A 15273-nucleotide genomic window follows, 5' to 3' on the forward strand; every position below is an offset into this window, starting at 1 on the left:
CCGCCCGCTGCTGAGGTACACGTCATGCAAGAGCCTATCCAGCGACAGTTGTCCCTGAAGGACTATATGCGCGTCCTTTACCGGGCGCGGTGGATCATCCTCATCTGCTTCTTAGCGGTCGTGGGCTCCACCGCTTTCTTCACCTTCCGCGCCGAGCCCATCTACGAGGCTACTGCCAAGCTCATGATCCAGGATGAGGGCGGCGTCGGCAGGATGGTGTTCGACGTCACCGGCTACATGAAGAAAGAGACCATGATCAACAACCAGGTGGAGATCTTGAAGAGCCGGTCGGTGGCGGAGAGGGTGGTGCAGAGCTTGGAGGCCTCGCCGCATGCAGCCACGCTGCGCATCTTGGGCAACGAGCCGGAGAACGGCAAAAAGCGCGGGGGGCGACGACTTGGCCTGTTCGGCGGCCCGAAGGCGCTTCCTCTCGAGGAGCAGGCGCGCGCCCGTCGGGAGGCGGCCATCAAGGCGATCCGCAGTGGGATCAAGGTGACGCCGGTGCGCAGCAGTGACATGATCAACCTCTCCTTCGAGGCCCCCTCGGCCTTTGAGGCGGCCTTTGTCACCAACACCATTGCCGACGAGTTCAAAAAGTTCAACCAGGCGCAGAGCCAGGCCGAGGTGCGCCAGGTGAAGCAGTTCTTGGAAGAGCAGTTGGGGCTCATCCAGGAGCAGCTCAGCCGCTCCGAAGAGGCCTTGCGCGCCTACAAGGAGCGCGAGCGGGTGGTGTCCCTGGACAAGGAAACGGAAGCTTTGGTGAGCAAGGCCGCCGAGTTCGAGTCCATGCTCAAGGAAGCGCAGACGGCCCTTGCCGAAAACAAGGAGCGGCTCAAGTTCATCGACGAGCAGTTGGAAAAGAGCCGGCAGCACTTTGACATCGACGCGGTGTCGGCCAGCCCCTACCTACAGGAGATCAAGCGGCAGTTGGCAGAGAAGGAAGCCAGCTTGGCCGTGTTCATGGCCCAGTTGGTGGAGGTAGGCGCGCTTGAGGAAAAGCGCAGCGACATCCAGTTGCGGCAGAAGCAGATCGAGGCCCTCAAGGACAAGTTCAAGGAGGAGGTCACGCGCCTCGCCGCCTCCGAGATGCTCGACCCTATGAGCGTGTCCACCGCCCTTTTCCAGCGCAAGATCGAGGTGGAGACCGAGCTGCAGTCGCTACAACCGCGCGTGGAGGCGTTGCAGGGGATCGTCAACCGCTTCAACCGCGAGATGGAGGCTTTGCCGGAGAAGGCCTTGGAACTAGCCCGCCTGCAACGTGCCGCTCAGGTGGACGAGAAACTCTACGTCATGCTCCAGGAAAAATACCAGGAGTCGCGCATCACCGAGGTGGGGCAGCTGGGCAATGTCACCATCATCGACCGGGCGGAGGTGCCCGTCAGCCCGGTGAAGCCGAAGAAGCGCGTGAACCTCATGCTTGGGGCGGTCATTGGGCTGATGCTCGGCTTGGGCATTGCCTTTGTCATGGAGTACATGGATACCTCGGTGCGCAGTATCGAGGACGTGGAGGCGCTGGGGCTCAACCTCATGGGCACAATTCCGGTGATCCGCGCCACGCAGCGAGATGGCCGCCCGGAGGGGGTACCGGGCCGACGCTTGGACGAGGAGACGCGGCGGATCGAGGAGCGCCTGGTCACGCATCTCCGCCCCAAGTCGCCGGTGTCCGAGGCCTACCGCAGCCTGCGCACGAGCATCCAGTTTGCGCGCAGCGATGTGCCGGTACGCACGCTCGTAGTCACCAGCGCCGGACCAAAGGAGGGGAAATCCACCACTGTGGCCAACTTGGCCATCACCATGGCGCAGCTGAACACGCGCACGCTGTTGGTGGACGCCGACCTGCGGCGCCCGGTGCTGCACAAGCTGTTCGGCCTGCGCGGGGACATGGGCCTGACCAATCTGTTGGTGGGCAAGGCCACTTTGGACGAGGTGCTGCAGAGCACGGCGGTGGAGAACCTGACCGTGGTGCCGGCCGGGGTGCTGCCACCAAACCCATCTGAGCTCCTGGGCTCGCAACAGATGCAGGCGTGCATGGACCAGTTCCGGCAGCGCTTTGATGTAGTGCTATTCGACACTCCGCCGGTGATTGCCGTGACGGACGCGCCGCTCTTGGCGCGCCTGGTGGACGGCGTGCTGTTGGTGGTCAACTCCGGGAGCACCGACCGCGAGGCGTTGCTGCGGGCCAAGGAGGTGCTGGACCAGGTGAACGCGCCGGTGTTGGGTGTGCTGCTCAACAACATCACCGCCAGCAACATGTACGGCAGCTATTACTACTATTATTACTACCACTATTACTACTACGGCGACGGGGAGAAGAAGAAGGAAAAGGTGAAAAAGCGCAGGCGTCGCGGCAGCGAGGTCGCGTGAGCCTGGCGCAGAGGTGAGCAAGCTGCGTGGGAAGCGGGGCGCGCCACGGGTGAGGAGAGGCAGGTCGGGTCGGTCGGAGAGTTGTGCTTCCCACGCTAACTGAGCGCCCCTGGGAGGGGATGAGGTGATGTGGACATCGTTCCACGCATGCCCCGCGCGAGCGTCGGTATGCGCCCGCGGGCAGCGCGCGTGCCTTGTTCTGCAGGGAGAGCGGCTCTCTGTAAGTGACAGGGCGGTAGCGTGCCCGGCCAAAGCGAAAGCCCGATGATCAGCCAGACAGACCCCTACTGGTATGCATTTGTCACCCGGCCGCGCCACGAAAAGCGCGTGGAGAAGCAGCTGCGCGGCAACGGCGTCGACTGCTACCTGCCCCTGCATCGCACCCTGCACCAGTGGAAAGACCGCCGCAAATACGTGGAGGTGCCGCTTTTTTCCTGCTACATCTTTGCCCACATCTCCTACTTCAAGCGCTACGATGTGCTCACCGTGCCGGGGGTGGTGCGCATCGTCTCCATCGGCAACCAGCCCACCCCGGTGCGCGATGAGGAGATCGAGGCGGTGCGCGCCCTGCTGGCCAGCAAGACGAGCTTTGAGCTGAGCCAGGAGCTGCATTATGGCGACCGCGTGCGCATCGTCGAGGGGCCGCTGGCTGGAGTGGAAGGGGAATTGGTGGACTTTCGCTGCGGGCAGAAGGTGGCGCTCAACGTGGGGGTGATCGGGCAGTCGCTCTTGGTGGAGATCGAGCAGAGCAAATTGGTGCGCGTGGCCGCCTCCCAGGAGCACGACAAATCCGCGTCCAAGTGGGTGGCGCGCTGGCGCTCCATGGGGCTCCCTCTGCGCGAGTGAGGAGGAAAGCGTGGCGCACTATTTGGTGACCGGCGGGGGTGGATTCATCGGCTCGCACTTGGTGGAAGAGCTGCTGCGGCGCGGCAACCGGGTGCGGGTGCTGGACAACTTTGCCACCGGCAAGCGGGAGAACATCGCCGCGCTCCTGGCCGCCCTGCGCGATGAACAGCCGCAGGTGGATTTCGCCGGCCGGCTGGAGGTCGTCGAAGGCGATGTGCGCAGCTACCACATCGTGCGCGAGGCGGTGGAAGGCGTGGACTTTGTCCTGCACCAGGCGGCGCTGCCCTCGGTGCCCAGGTCGGTCAAGGACCCCATCACCAGCAACGAGGTGAACGTGGTGGGGACGCTCAACATTCTCAACGCCGCCAAGGAGACCGGTGTCAGGCGCATCGTCTACGCATCATCGTCGTCCATTTACGGCGACTTGGAGACGCTCCCCAAGACCGAGGATATGCTGCCCAAGCCGCTCTCTCCTTATGCAGTGTCCAAGTTGGCCGGGGAGAAGTATTGCCAGGTCTTCACCCGTCTCTACGGTTTGGAGACCGTCTGCCTGCGCTACTTCAACGTGTTCGGCCCGCGCCAGGACCCGGCCTCGCAGTATTCGGCGGTGATCCCCAAGTTCATCCGCCTCATCGCCCAGGGCGAGCGGCCTACGGTGTACGGGGACGGCAGCCAGTCGCGGGACTTCACCTACGTGGGCAATGTGGTGCAGGCCAATCTGTTGGCCTGCGAAGCCGCGCCTGAGGAGTGCTCCGGCGAGGTGTTCAACATCGCCTATGGCAGACGGGTGACCATCAACGAGTTGGTGCGCGTGCTCAATGAGCTATTGGGGCGGAATGTGGAGCCGATCTACGCGGAACCGCGGCTTGGTGACGTAAAGCACTCGTTGGCCAATATCGGCAAGGCGCGGCAGTACCTGGGCTACAACCCGGAGATCGACTTTGCCGAGGGCCTGCGGCGCTGCGTGGCGTTCTTCATGAGACAGGAACGAATCGAGGCAGAACAGCAACGAAAGGAAACAGTGCATGGCTGACTTTGCGGTGGTGGGTGCAGGGCGGTGGGGCAAGAATCACGTGCGGACGCTGCACGAGTTGGGCAAGCTGCGGGCAATCGTCGAGACCGATGCCGGCCGGCGCCAGGAGATGGCGGCGCTCTATCCGGGAGTGGCAGTGTACGCCAGCGTGCAGGAGTCGCTCGCCGCGGAGCTGGACGGCTACGTGGTGGCCACCCCGGCAGCAAGCCACTTTGCGGTGACCAAATTCCTGTTGGAGCAGGGCAAGCATGTGTTGGTGGAAAAGCCGCTGGCCCTGAGCTCCAAGGACGCGGCAGAGCTGGCCGACCTTGCCGACCGCAAGGGGTGCAAACTCATGGTGGGGCATGTGTTGCTCTACCATCCGGCGATTCGCAAGATAAAGGAACTGTTGGACCAGGGGGCGCTGGGCAGGCTGCAGTACATGTACAGCAACCGCCTCAACTTGGGCACGGTGCGCACCGAGGAGAACATCCTATGGAGCTTTGCGCCGCATGACATCTCCATCTTTCAGTACTTTGTGGGTGCCCTGCCGGAGGCGGTGGTGTGCGAAGGCGGGGTGTTCCTGCAGCCGGACGTGCACGACACGACGATGACCGTGCTGCGCTATCCGGACAATGTGGTGGGTCACATCTTTGTTAGCTGGCTGCATCCGTTCAAGGAGCACCGGCTGGTGGTGATCGGCTCCAAGGGGATGGTGTCCTTCGAGGACTCGAGCGCGCGCAAGGAGCTGCTCTTTTACGAAAAGGGGATCGACTGGGTGGCTGGCGAGCCGGTCACGCGCGAAGGGGCGACGCGAGCCATCGATTATGAGAAAAAGATGCCGCTCACCGAAGAGCTGAGGCACTTTGTGGAGTGCGTGGAGCAGGACAAGGTGCCGTTGACCAATGCGCGCGTCGGGGTCGAAGTCCTGCGCATCTTGGAGATGGCGGAGGCGAGCCTGAAGAAGGTGCCACCTCCACGGCCGGTGCGCGAGTTTTACGCGCACGAGAGCGCGGTGGTGGACAAGGGGGCGAAGATCGGCAAGGGCACCAAGATCTGGCACAATTCGCAGGTGCAGGCCGGGGCGCAGATCGGCGAGAACTGTGTCATCGGGCATAACTGTTTCGTGGCGGGCAGGGCGGTGCTCGGCAACGGGGTCAAGTTAGAGTCGAACGTGGACGTGTGGGACCTGGTGACCTTGGAAGACTATGTATTTGCCGGGCCGTCGGCGGTGTTCACCAACGACATCAATCCGCGCTCGCGTTACCCCAAGGCCAAGTACCCGCAGTACGGCAAGTGGGTGCCGACGCTGGTGAAGCAGGGTGCGTCCATTGGGGCGAATGCGACGATTGTCTGCGGGGTGACCATCGGCAGGCATGCGTTCATCGGTGCCGGGGCAGTGGTCACGCGCGACGTGCCCGACTATGGGTTAGTGGTGGGCTCACCGGCGCGGCTCATCGGCTGGATGTGCGAATGCGGTACGCGCCTGCCACTGGCCAAAGAGCCACCCGACGGCTCCCATGCCCAATGCCCCACCTGCGCCCGCGGCTACCAATTCACCTCCGGCTCCCTGGTAGAAGTGTCCGAGGGCTAAGACAGGGCCCAAACAATGCGCATCCCGTTGCGTCCTTTGCGCCTCCATTTCTCTCGCAAAGTCCGCAAAGGTCGCCAAGTTTTTGGGGTGGGGGGTGACAATAGAAAAGTCTTAGCGTTCTTTGCGGTACTTGGCGTCCTTTGCGCGAGCCTTTCTCTCGCCAAGGCCGCAAAGGTCGCCAAGTTTTTGGGGGCGGGGGGGGACAATAAAAAGGTCGTGGCGTTCTTGGCGGAACTTTGCGCCCTTTGCGCGAAAGTCCCATGACGGAAAACGACATTGCGAGAGAAGTATTGAACGCCGCGTTCGCGGTACACACGAAACTCGGCCCGGGACTCTTCGAGACCGTCTACGAGGCTGCGCTGGCCCATGAGCTGCGCAGACGCGGCCTGCGCGTGGAACAGCAGAAAGACTTGCCCGTGCGCTATGAGAACGTGCGCATCGATGTCGGCTTCCGCATGGACCTGCTGGTAGAGGATAAAGTGGTGGTGGAGCTCAAGTCAGTGGAGGAGGTGGTGCCGGTGCACAAGAAGCAACTGCTCACCTACCTGCGCCTCGCTGACAAACGCCTGGGCCTGCTCATCAACTTCAACACCGCGCGCCTCAAAGACGGCATCACGCGCATTGTCAACCAACTCCCCGAGTAGGTACTCTCGCGAGGACCGCCAGGATATCGCAAAGGAAACGAGTGGTTTGCTGATAATCTTTTCCGCCGGGTGGTGGGGGGAACGTTAGAAGGAGAGTGTTTGCGTCCTTTGCGGGTCTTTGCGTCCTTCGCGTGAAAAGATGAAACTCGTGCTTGTCGCAGGCGCGCGGCCCAACTTTATGAAAGTGGCCCCCATCCTGAAAGGCCTGCGCGCCTACCCCGAGCACTTTACCCCGGTCTTTGTCCACACCGGGCAGCACTATGACGCCGACATGTCCGACGTCTTCCTGGCCGACCTGGGCCTGCCCCAACCGGACCACTACTTAGGCGTGGGCTCGGGCACGCACGCCGAGCAGACCGCCGCGGTGCTGGAAGCCTTCGAACCGGTGGTGCACGCCGAGCGCCCCGACGTGGTCATCGTCGTCGGGGACGTCAACTCCACCTTGGCTGCGGCTTTGGCAGCCGCCAAGCTCTGCGTGCCCGTGGCGCACGTGGAGGCAGGCCTGCGCTCCTTCGACCGCACCATGCCTGAGGAGGTCAACCGCATCCTCACCGACCACCTCTGCGACCTGCTCTTCACCACCTGCGAGGACGCCAACGCCAACCTGCGCGCCGAAGGCATCGCCGAGGACAAGATCCACTTTGTCGGCAACACCATGGTCGAATCGCTCCTCACCTTTTTGCCGCAGGCGCAGCGGTCAGCAGTTGGCGAGAGGCTGCAGCTGAGCCGCGGCGACTACTGTCTGGTCACCCTGCACCGTCCGTCCAACGTAGATGACCCCAATGCGCTGGCGGGCCTGTTCGGCGCGCTGCAGGAGATCGCCGAGGAGCTCAAGGTGGTCTTCCCTGCCCACCCGCGCACGCAGAAGCGGCTGCGGGAGTTCGGACTGTGGTCGCCGGACAAGCAGGCTGGCAGCGTGGTGGTGCTCGACCCGGTGGGCTATGTTGATTTTCTCTGGTTGGAAGCCAACGCGCGTTTGGTGATCACCGACTCTGGCGGCGTGCAGGAGGAGACGACCATTCTGGGGGTTCCCTGCCTCACGGTGCGCCAAAACACCGAGCGGCCCATCACCATCAGCATGGGCACGAACGTCCTGGTCGGGACGGACCCGCGGCGACTGGTGGCAGAGGCCAAGCGCGTCTTGGCCGGCAACGGCAAGCGGGGCAGCGTGCCGCCGCTGTGGGACGAGCACGTGTCGGGGCGTATCGTCGCGGCCCTGGTGACGTGGTGGGAGAGGCGCGCCCCAGCGTCCGTAGCCGCCGCAGCAAAGGAGGCGTGAGGCAGCATGGCGAACCCGGCAGGGGAACTGAGCTCTCTTCAGATGCGGCTCTGCCAGCGGGCTGACCACTCTGAAGGCGCACCGGTAGAGGGCTATGACCCGCCGCCGAGCCAGTGCGAAGAGGCGATCCAAGGTAGCAAGGTGATGAGGTGGATTTTCTAACCACGGATGGGCACGGATAGCTACGTATCATTGGTGATAGCTACTGATCCGAGAAGATCAGTGGAAGTATCAGTGTTATCAGTGGTTGAAAAAAGCGGCTGATGGGCGCTGATTACCGCTGATGCACGCTGATGATATGGAACCACCGGGTGATAACGCGACTTTTTGACCACGGATAGGCACGGATAGCCGCGGATGATTGGCAGTAGTGAGGGATCGGCGACGATCGCTCTTAGTATCAGTGTTATCAGTGGTTGAAAGAAACGGCTGATGGGCGCTGACACCTGCTGATGTACGCTGATGAGATGCAACACGCGGTGCGATCACGTGGCTTTTTAAGCACGGATAGGCACGGATAGCCGCGGATGATTGGTAATGGTCACGGATCGGCGAGGATCAGCGGTGGTATCAGTGCTATGAGCAGTTGCAAAGCTGGTGGTGGGCGTTGATAGCGGCAAGGGAGGCCTGAAACATTATGGCGAACCGCGCGCGGGACTGGTACAGGCAGGCGGAGCGGGATCTGCAGCAGGCAGAGGATTCTCGTGGCGCGGGACGGCATGAGTGGGCCTGTTTTGCTGCCCAGCAGGCCGCCGAGAAGGCGGTGAAGGCGCTCCATCTCCATCTGGGACAGGAGGGGTGGGGTCATGTGGTGGCGAAGCTGTTGAGCGCCTTGCCGCCGGAGGTCTCGCCACCCAAAGAGCTGCTGGACAAGGCACGGGTGCTGGACTCCTTCTACATACCCCCGCGCTACCCGAACAGCTACCCCGAAGGTGCGCCGTTCGAACATTACGGCCCCCTGCAGAGCCAGGAGGCGATCTCGTATGCCAGTGAGATCCTTGCGTTCGTGCGTGCGCACATGGCCTGATGCCCGGAGCGTGGATGCAGCGGTGCGCGCATGGGCAAGGGAGATGGCGAAGCAGCGCCTGGAGGTGGTGCGCATGGGCTACTTTGGCTCGTATGCGCGCGGCGACTGGGGAGTGGGGAGCGACGTAGACCTTATCGTGGTGGTGCGGGAGTCTAAGGTGCCGTTTGTCCGCCGGGCTGCTGAGTGGGACACCACGACCCTCCCGGTGCCGGCAGACGTACTGGTCTACACGCAGGAGGAATGGTCCTCACCTGGACTGCAGGAGCGTTTTGGCAGGGTGGCCGAACAAGTGGTGTGGGTGTTCGAGAGGCGTGAGGGGGGCTGCCGGAGAAACCGCTGACGGGCGCCGATAACCGCTGATATACGCTGATAATATGCAACCACCGAGGTGAGCACGCGACTTTTTAGCCACGGATAGGCACGGATAACCACGGATCATTGGGAATAGCTTCTGATCAGCGAAGATCGGTGGCAGTATCAGCGTTATCAGCGGTTCAAAAAACCGCTGATGGGCGCTGATTACCGCTGATGCACGCTGATAAGATGCAAGACGGGGGTGAGGAGGTGGCTTTCCAGCCACGGATAGGCACGGATAGCTACGTATCATTGGTGATAGCTACTGATCCGAGAAGATCAGTGGAAGTATCAGCGTTATCAGTGGTTGAAAAAAGCGGCCGATGCGCGCTGCTGGCCACCGAGAAAGCGTAATGCGATGGATGGGGAAGCTCGCGGGAGGCCCGGCTGCGCGCGGCGACTGACTGGGCGAGGGGGCGAAAGAGAGGCTGATGGCGAACCGCTGGAAAGACTGGTACGAACAGGGGAAGCGTGATTACGAACGAGCCCTTTTAGACATTCGGTACGGCTACTATGAGTGGGCCTGCTTCACCCTGCAGCAAGCGGCGGAGAAGGTCGTCAAGGCGCTGGGCTTGGCGCGAGGCATGACGCTCTGGGGACCCTCCCTGACGGAGATGCTGAAACTGATCGGCCAGGATGTGGAAGTGCCGACAGAAGTGTTAGACAGTGGGCGATTGCTGGACCTGTTCTATATCCCACCGCGCTATCCCAATGGTTTTGCCTCAGGCAAGCCGGCAGATTACTTCACGGAAACCCAGGCGCGGGAGGCGCTGAATGCGGCAGATGAGGTCATCCGGTTCTGTGAAGGCCATCTCCGTGAATGTCGCTGAGGTGATCAGCCGCTTACGGCAGGTGGCGGAGGAGGCATTGGCGGTCTTCCCGGAGGTGCAAGAGGTGCGGCTAATCGGCTCCATAGCAAGTGGAACGCATACGGGCACGAGCGACGTTGACGTGTTCCTCAGGGTCAGGGAGCTCACGGGGAACCCGGTAGAGTGCATGAGGCCTTACTTCTTTTTCTTCTCGCGCCGGTTGGACGTAGGCTTGGACCTACTGATTTCGGGCCCTGAGGTGCCGCCGGCGATGAAAAAGGCGCTGCAGGGAAGCGTCCTCCTCGCTGCACGGGGAGTAGCCACAGGCACGGACAGATAGGCTATCGGCGGTTGAAGAGGACTACTGGTGGCCGCAGACGAGCGCTGAGGAGATCGAAAAGACTATCTACCGCGCGGTTTCTTTAACCGCAGATAGCCACGGATGGTGGCGCGAGCTCATTGCTGGCTATCACCGAGGATGAGCGAATATCAGGGCCGCGAGCGGTTGAACACGACATTGCTGATCACCGGGAGTTGGTGACAAGATCTGCGCCGGATGACTGGCTGAACATACGCGCGCGTTGGCGAGGATCAGGTCAAGGCTCCGATCCCGAATAGTGGACCTTAGCAGGTGCAGCAATGGTGGGCAAGGTAGTGATATCTTTCTTTCAAGCTCTGCGGCCAAAGCAGTGGATCGAGAACGTGCTCATCTTTGTGGCGCTGGTTTTTTCCAAGAATCTGTTGCACCCGGCCATGCTGCTCAAGACGGTTGCGGGGTTTGGTCTTTTCTGCATGCTCTCTGGGGCGGTCTATGTTCTCAATGACATCCTGGACCTGGAATCGGACAGGCGCCATCCGAGCAAGAGGAACCGGCCCCTGGCGTCAGGAAGGCTGCCGATGTGGGCGGCACTAGCTGGAGCCGTGCTGCTGCCGGGAGCGGCACTTCCTCTAGGCTTAGTCCTTAGTCCCGCCTTTGGGGCGGTAAGCCTCGTCTACTACTGTCTGTTCCTCGCATATTCGCTGGGAGCCAAGAGAGTCGTCATCATTGACGTCATCATCGTGTCGCTGGCGTATGTGCTGCGCGCCATTGCCGGCGCGGAGCTAATTGGCGTGCCGATATCGTCGTGGCTTCTCCTGTGCACCACTTTTTTGGCTCTCTTCGTGACCCTCGGCAAGCGCAGGCATGAATTGGTCCTTTTGGGTGAGGGCTCTGCGTCCCACCGTCGTAGCTTGCAGGACTATTCACTGCAGTTCTTGGATCAGATGATTGCGGTGGCGACTGCTTCTTCGGTGATCACCTATGCGCTTTATACGGTTTGTGAGGAGACCGTGGCGAAGTTCGGTACTCGCAATCTGTTGCTGACCCTTCCATTCGTGGTCTATGGCATATTCCGGTACACTTACTTAGTACACATCAGGAACCTCGGTGGGAGCCCCGAGCAGATCTTCATATCGGATCTTCCCATGATGGGCAACCTTGTCTTGTGGGGAGTAGCAGTGGTGGTGGTCCTCTATCTTCGGTGACGGAGGAGGGGGCGCGGCGGGTAGATCGTGGGGTCGGCGGGGTTTTCGCCGGTATGCTCTTCACTGATTTGGAGTGATGAAGGGGCACAAGAGAGAAGGCGTTTCGGCAGCGCGCTGGCCGTACTCACGGAGGGGGGGCAGTAGGAGCTTCCCGGGCTTGGTGCCGATCGTGGATCCTGGCAAATAACAAGGTGGCGGTTCTGTTCGTGCGGTACGAGGCGAACCCACGCTGTGCGCCCCCCCGGGAGGTTATCGGGAGCCCGGCGAAGGTCCGTGCGGCGAAGCGAACGTGGAGAATCGACATCCGGCAGGTTTTCGGAGGGGCGCCTTGGGATGCCTAGTCATGGGCGAAGATCACCGGAAGTATCAGCGTTATCAGCGGTCGAAAAGGACGCGGTTATAGGCGCTGCTAAAGGCTGATTCGCGCTGATGCGAGCGAGGAGAGCGCGAGGATGCGGTCCGAGCATGGGGTGGACGAGGCGCAGTGGAGAGAGCGGGAGCAGTTCCTCTTCGTCTGCGAACGTGCCAAGGAGCTGGCGGTTGGCCGCGTGACGAAGGCGGTATATGAGGCCATCAGCGGGGGGCCGCCGGTGATCGTGTACGGCGATGGCCAGCAGTCCCGGGATTTCACCTATGTTGACGACATCGCCCGCGGCACCCTCGGCGCCCTCTCCTTTCTGCAATGGGAAACCCGAATTCCGAAATTCGAGATCGTCACCGTGGGCCTGGACCAGCCCGTGGTGCTCCTGGACGCCATCCGGCTGATGGAGGAATGGATGGGCAAGGAGGCGCGCGTCCACTGTGGGTCCTGCCACGCGGGGGACCGGTTGGTCATGCGGACGGAGAGCAGGAAACCGGGTGCTTACTGAACTGACCACCGCGGGCCGTGTTTCGGGAAGGTGTGGCAATATTGGTTAACTAGTACCGGTAAAGTTGTGAATAGGCTACGGGGATTGCGAGGTGGTAACCTTCCATAGCGGGCCTTCAGAAAGGGGAAGCTGTGGCCCCGTACGATACCTTCGGGGGTCCTCGTCTGCCAGATAGCATAGAGCCGGGCCGCATGCGAGTCGCTCGCATGTCGGAACGGCGGAGGGTGCCTATTGGGAACTGACATGGTACAGGAAGTCATAGAGGAGACTGCGACCGACCAGGAGGCCGAGACGGCCTCTGACACCGCTCCTCCTGGGCAAGCTGAGCCGAAACCGATCTATCATCTGCGTATCGAGCCATCGCGGGGATGGGTGTCGCTCAAGCTGCGGGAGCTGTGGGAGTACCGCGAGCTGCTGTACTTCCTCACTTGGCGCGATGTGAAGGTGCGCTACAAGCAGACGGTGCTGGGCGCGGCTTGGGCGATCATTCAGCCGTTGTTTACCATGGTCGTCTTCAGCCTGTTTTTCGGGAAACTGGCGAAAATCCCCTCGGACGGCATCCCGTACCCTATCTTCAGCTACGCGGCACTTGTCCCCTGGACGTTCTTCGCCAACGGGATGAGTCAGTCGTCGAACAGCCTGGTGGGGGCGGCCAACCTGATCAAGAAGATCTACTTCCCGCGCCTGGTCATTCCTATCTCGGCGGTCGTCTCCGGGGTGGTGGACTTCGCGCTGGCGTTTATCGTGTTACTGGGGATGATGCTCGCCTATGGCATTGTCCCGACGATCAACGTAGTCTTTCTGCCATTGCTGCTGTTGCTGGCGTTCGTCACAGCGCTAGGTGTGGGCATGTGGCTCTCGGCAATGAACGTGCAGTTCCGCGATGTGCGCTACGTCGTCCCATTCCTGACACAGTTCTGGATGTTCGCCACACCGATTGCCTATCCCAGCAGCCTGATCCAGAACGACGTGCTGCGCACACTGTACGGCATCAACCCCATGACCGGTGTGATCGAGGGCTTCCGCTGGGCGCTGCTGAACACGAACACTGCGCCGGGGCCGATGATCATCGTTTCGTCGCTGGTGGCGGTGGCGCTGCTGGTCAGCGGTGCGTTCTACTTCCGGCGCATGGAGAAGACGTTCGCGGATGTGGTTTGAATTGCGGATTTCGGATTGCGAATTTCGAATTTAAAAATCCGCAATCCGCAATTCGCAGTTCGAAATTCGAAATCAGGCGGGGGGGATGGATAAGAACGAGTTAGAAGCCCGAACGAAGGAGTTCGCGTTGCGCGTGGTTCGGTTCGTCGGGGCATTGCCGAAGAACAGGGTGGCCGATGTGTTGGGACATCAGTTGTTGAGATCGGGCACGTCTATTGGTGCAAACTATCGCGAGGCCAATCGAGCCGAACCACGCGATGACTTCATCCACAAGATTGGCGTTGTGGAGAAGGAAGCCAATGAGACACAGTATTGGCTGGAACTGCTTCAGGAAGCCGATCTTGGTGGCGCTGAAGAATGCCGTTGGCTGCTGCGAGAAGCCGAGGAACCGCTGGCCATCTTCACTGGCTCCGGCAAGACCGCCAAATGACACCGCAGCCAGGGCCGTTGATACTCAATCCGCAATTTGCAATTCGAAATCCGAAGTCACCATGAGCGACATTGCCATTCGCGTCGAAGGTCTGGGCAAGATGTATCGCATCGGCGGGAAGCAGGAGCGCTACCGCACCCTGCGCGATACGCTCAGCGATGCCTTCGCTGCACCCTTCCGCCGGGTGAGCAGCCTGCTGCGTGGGCAGGCGTACGGTGCGGCAAACCTGAACGAGACCATTTGGGCGCTGAAGGATGTCTCCTTTGAGGTCAAGCACGGCGAAGTGGTGGGCATCATCGGGCGCAACGGGGCGGGCAAGAGCACGCTGCTCAAGATTCTCTCCCGCATCACCGAGCCGACCGAGGGCTACGCTGAAATCCGCGGACGGGTAGGCTCACTCCTGGAAGTGGGTACCGGCTTCCACCCCGAACTGACCGGGCGGGAGAACATCTACCTGAACGGCGCTATCCTGGGCATGAAAAAGGCCGAAATCGAGCGCAAATTCGACGAGATCGTGGATTTCGCCGAAATCGAAAAGTTCATAGACACGCCGGTGAAGCACTACTCCAGCGGCATGTACGTGCGCCTGGCCTTTGCCGTGGCCGCCCACCTGGAGCCGGAAATCCTGCTGGTGGACGAAGTGCTGGCGGTGGGGGATGCGGCGTTTCAGAAGAAGTGTTTGGGCAAGATGGGCGATGTGGCAAGAGAAGGGCGGACGGTGTTGTTCGTGAGCCATAATATGGCGGCAGTGCTAAATCTGTGTTCACGAGCAGTCCTTCTGGATGCTGGCCAGGTTATTCACAGCGGAAGTGTGATCGAAGTAGTAGATCAGTACTTAATGGCTGATTGGCAAGATAACGTGTTCTCACCAAGAGAGCGCCAGGGTGACCAGCGTGCAATGATTGAAAATTTCGAAGTGCGGCCGAATCCGCCACGGACTGGTATGCCAGTGGAATTCGCTTTTCACATCTCCCGTTCACCTTCTGCCAGGGGTGATCTCTTTGCTGAAGTGGCTATTGCTATTTTAACACATCAAGGAGTCCCGCTATTCCAGTTATACTCTCGCCACATGGGACAGGAGTTCGCAATCCGAAACGGGAATACACAGATTGTAGCTAGGCTGGATAGTCTCCCTCTGGCGCCTGGGCGTTATCGGGTGAATCTCTGGTTGGGAGCAGGCCATGTACCTATCGATTGGCTCCGTGATTGCTTTGTTCTGGCGGTAGAATCTGGCCACTTCACAGAGAGTGAGTTCGTGGAGTCCACAGGTTATCCAGTGCTTGTCCCTTCATTGTGGCAAAGGCTCTGAACTGGTTATTTGGTGGATGTGAGTTCAGTCCAGCTCAATGCTTATGTTTGGCAA

The 15273-nt window shown here is 60.9% G+C and carries 15 protein-coding genes; all 15 read left to right on the plus strand.

Annotated elements, in window-relative coordinates; genetic code table 11:
• The first annotated feature begins 24 nt into the window (after positions 1-24).
• The 15 genes from H5U38_00475 to H5U38_00545 all read left to right on the plus strand — a co-directional run bounded on the left by H5U38_00475 (position 25) and on the right by H5U38_00545 (position 15219).
• Positions 25-2364 carry a polysaccharide biosynthesis tyrosine autokinase gene (locus tag H5U38_00475; protein ID MBC7185486.1) on the plus strand — a complete coding sequence of 780 codons (2340 nt, stop codon included), beginning with the start codon at positions 25-27 and terminating at the stop codon, positions 2362-2364.
• 264 nt (positions 2365-2628) lie between these two features.
• Entirely contained in the window at positions 2629-3210 is a 582-nt protein-coding gene (locus H5U38_00480) for a UpxY family transcription antiterminator (protein MBC7185487.1), read from the plus strand.
• Positions 3211-3220: 10 nt separating this feature from the next.
• Positions 3221-4243 (plus strand): SDR family oxidoreductase, encoded by a 1023-nt coding sequence (locus H5U38_00485; GenBank protein MBC7185488.1) that lies wholly within the window; start codon positions 3221-3223, stop codon positions 4241-4243.
• The gene (locus H5U38_00490; GenBank protein ID MBC7185489.1) at positions 4236-5816 is read left to right on the plus strand and encodes a Gfo/Idh/MocA family oxidoreductase; all 1581 of its coding nucleotides are present in this window, start codon (positions 4236-4238) and stop codon (positions 5814-5816) included. Before H5U38_00485 ends, H5U38_00490 begins: the two co-directional genes overlap by 8 nt.
• 260 nt (positions 5817-6076) lie before the next feature.
• Entirely contained in the window at positions 6077-6460 is a 384-nt protein-coding gene (locus tag H5U38_00495) for a GxxExxY protein (GenBank protein ID MBC7185490.1), read from the plus strand.
• A 139-nt stretch (positions 6461-6599) separates the two neighbouring features.
• Positions 6600-7739 (plus strand): UDP-N-acetylglucosamine 2-epimerase (non-hydrolyzing), encoded by a 1140-nt coding sequence (gene wecB / locus H5U38_00500; GenBank protein ID MBC7185491.1) that lies wholly within the window; start codon positions 6600-6602, stop codon positions 7737-7739.
• 637 nt (positions 7740-8376) lie between these two features.
• Positions 8377-8766, plus strand: a complete 390-nt coding sequence (locus H5U38_00505) for a HEPN domain-containing protein (GenBank protein MBC7185492.1) — start codon at positions 8377-8379, stop codon at positions 8764-8766.
• Positions 8723-9106, plus strand: coding sequence for a nucleotidyltransferase domain-containing protein (locus H5U38_00510; protein MBC7185493.1), 384 nt, complete (start codon positions 8723-8725; stop codon positions 9104-9106). Before H5U38_00505 ends, H5U38_00510 begins: the two co-directional genes overlap by 44 nt.
• A gap of 445 nt (positions 9107-9551) precedes the next feature.
• Entirely contained in the window at positions 9552-9950 is a 399-nt protein-coding gene (locus tag H5U38_00515; protein MBC7185494.1) for a HEPN domain-containing protein, read from the plus strand.
• Positions 9895-10269 (plus strand): nucleotidyltransferase domain-containing protein, encoded by a 375-nt coding sequence (locus H5U38_00520; GenBank protein MBC7185495.1) that lies wholly within the window; start codon positions 9895-9897, stop codon positions 10267-10269. The genes H5U38_00515 and H5U38_00520 overlap by 56 nt, the downstream gene beginning before the upstream one ends.
• Positions 10270-10568: 299 nt before the next feature.
• Positions 10569-11453: a decaprenyl-phosphate phosphoribosyltransferase gene (locus H5U38_00525; protein ID MBC7185496.1), complete on the plus strand. Its 885-nt coding sequence runs from the start codon at positions 10569-10571 to the stop codon at positions 11451-11453.
• Positions 11454-11905: 452 nt separating this feature from the next.
• A complete protein-coding gene (locus H5U38_00530) occupies positions 11906-12322 on the plus strand; it encodes an NAD-dependent epimerase/dehydratase family protein (protein MBC7185497.1) in 417 nt (138 codons plus the stop codon).
• A 243-nt stretch (positions 12323-12565) separates the two neighbouring features.
• Entirely contained in the window at positions 12566-13480 is a 915-nt protein-coding gene (locus H5U38_00535) for an ABC transporter permease (GenBank protein MBC7185498.1), read from the plus strand.
• 85 nt (positions 13481-13565) lie between these two features.
• A complete protein-coding gene (locus H5U38_00540; GenBank protein ID MBC7185499.1) occupies positions 13566-13910 on the plus strand; it encodes a four helix bundle protein in 345 nt (114 codons plus the stop codon).
• 61 nt (positions 13911-13971) lie between these two features.
• Entirely contained in the window at positions 13972-15219 is a 1248-nt protein-coding gene (locus tag H5U38_00545; protein ID MBC7185500.1) for an ABC transporter ATP-binding protein, read from the plus strand.
• The last annotated feature ends 54 nt before the right edge of the window (positions 15220-15273 follow it).

This window comes from Calditrichota bacterium (genome assembly GCA_014359355.1).
GTDB lineage: Bacteria > Zhuqueibacterota > Zhuqueibacteria > JANLFK01 > Oleimicrobiaceae > Oleimicrobium.